Here is a 1903-nt window from a genome sequence, read left to right as displayed (position 1 = left end):
AGTCGCCACCCAACACCTCCGGTGACTCCCTCCGACGCCTCGCGATGCACGCACCCCAGCCCCACTCCTTGATCCACAGCCCTATTGCCGGGCGCTCTAAGTGGTCTGGATCAGTGGGGCAACCACTCACGCGCCCATGTTCTTCCTCGCGCGTCCGGCACCCCGGGGCCGCCGCGGACGGACAGCGCTACTGCGCGCTCGGCTCTGCCTCGACCGCTTCGACCGCCGCGGTCTCGGCGGTCTCGGCGGTCGTCGAAGCCTCAGGCGCGGGGACTTCGGCCGCGGGGCTCTCCGCTTCTCGCTTGGCGCGCAACGCCTCCGCCAGGCGAGCCGCCTGGGACAGCGGCGCCGCGAACAGACCGACCGCCTTGGCCAGCGAACCGTTCAACGCGCCGGCGAGCTTGGCGAGCAGCACCTCGCGGGACTCGAGATCGGCGAGCTTGCGGATGTCATCCGCCGACATCGGCTTGCCCTCGACGATCCCGCCCTTGACGATCAGTGCGGGATTGGCGCGAGCGAAGTCACGCAGACTCTTGGCCGCCTCGACCGGGTCGCCGGTGACGAACGCGACAGCGGTCGGACCGACCAGCAGCTCGTCCAGACCCGTGACACCCGCCTGCGCGGCGGCAATCCTGGTCAGGGTGTTCTTCACCACGGCGTACTCGGTGTCCTCGCCCAGCGAGCGGCGCAGTTCGGTGAGCTGGCTCACCGTCAGTCCGCGGTACTCGGTGAGCACCGCCGCGGACGCGCCCCGGAACGAGTCAACGATCTCCGTTACCGCGGCGACCTTTTCCGGCTTCGCCATCGGGCTCCTTCATGGGGTCTGGCCGGTCACCCGAAAGATGCCGAGAAACGACAAACGCCCCGGCGCAGGCGCGCGGGGCGGAAGTACCGGGGATGGCAGGCAAACCAGCAGCCCCAGGGCAACGCTCCCTCACCTGCGCGGGCCGCCCGGTCGTACCGGACCTTCGATCGCCCCGGAACGGGACGATGACCAGCGGTCTTCGGTTTGGTTCGGATGAAATGATACACGGCCTGGCCGGCGGGACAGCAGGCGCCAAGCCGGCGGCGTCAGGCCGGCGCGTCCTCGAGGAGGTTACGGGTACGGCTGGGGTCGACGGGGATTCCTGGACCCATCGTCGTCGTAAAAGTAATCTTCTTCAGATAACGGCCTTTGGAGGCGGACGGCTTCACCCGGACGATCTCGTCCAGGGCGACGCTGTAGTTCTCAATCAACTGCTCATCGGTGAAGGCGGTCTTCCCGATCACGATGTGCAGATTGCCCTGCTTGTCGACCCGAAAATTAATCTTTCCGCCCTTGATGTCCTGGACGGCCTTGGTGATGTCGAGAGTCACCGTGCCGGTCTTCGGGTTCGGCATGAGTCCTCGTGGCCCCAGGATCCGGGCGATACGGCCGACCTTCGCCATCTGGTCGGGCGTCGCGACCGTGGCGTCGAAATCCAGGAAACCCTCCTGGATGCGCTGTACGAGGTCGTCGCTGCCGACGATGTCCGCACCCGCCGCAGCGGCCTCGACGGCCTTCTCGCCCGCGGCGAAAACCGCGACTCGCGGGGATTTGCCGGTTCCGTGCGGCAGATTCACCGTGCCGCGGACCATCTGGTCAGCCTTGCGCGGATCGACGCCCAGGCGCAGCGCGACCTCAACAGTCGCGGCGTACTTGGTGGTGGAGGTCTCCCGGGCGAGATGAACAGCCTCCAGCGGCGTGTACAGACGATCCGCCGCTATCTTCTCAACGGCTGCCCGATAGGCTTTGCTGCGCTTCATATCTGTCTCCTCGTGGTCATGGCGGGCAGCCCGGACGGGCTGCCCTCCCACAGTTGTTCCGTTCTCGGCCGGCCCTGTCAGCCGTCAGCCGTCAGCCGTCAGCCGTCAGCCGTCAGCC

2 protein-coding genes are annotated in these 1903 nt (G+C 67.4%); both read right to left on the bottom strand.

The window, feature by feature from the left end; translation table 11 throughout:
- Positions 1-187: 187 nt before the first annotated feature.
- Positions 188-805, bottom strand: a complete 618-nt coding sequence (gene rplJ / locus MJ785_RS01900) for a 50S ribosomal protein L10 (protein WP_239308456.1) — start codon at positions 803-805, stop codon at positions 188-190.
- Positions 806-1071: 266 nt separating this feature from the next.
- A complete protein-coding gene (gene rplA, locus MJ785_RS01895) occupies positions 1072-1785 on the bottom strand; it encodes a 50S ribosomal protein L1 (RefSeq protein ID WP_239308486.1) in 714 nt (237 codons plus the stop codon).
- Positions 1786-1903: the final 118 nt, after the last annotated feature.

This window comes from Protofrankia sp. CiT1 (assembly GCF_917627335.1).
In the GTDB taxonomy this organism is placed as follows: domain Bacteria; phylum Actinomycetota; class Actinomycetes; order Frankiales; family Frankiaceae; genus Protofrankia.
This window is presented reverse-complemented; position numbering and strand designations above follow the sequence as displayed.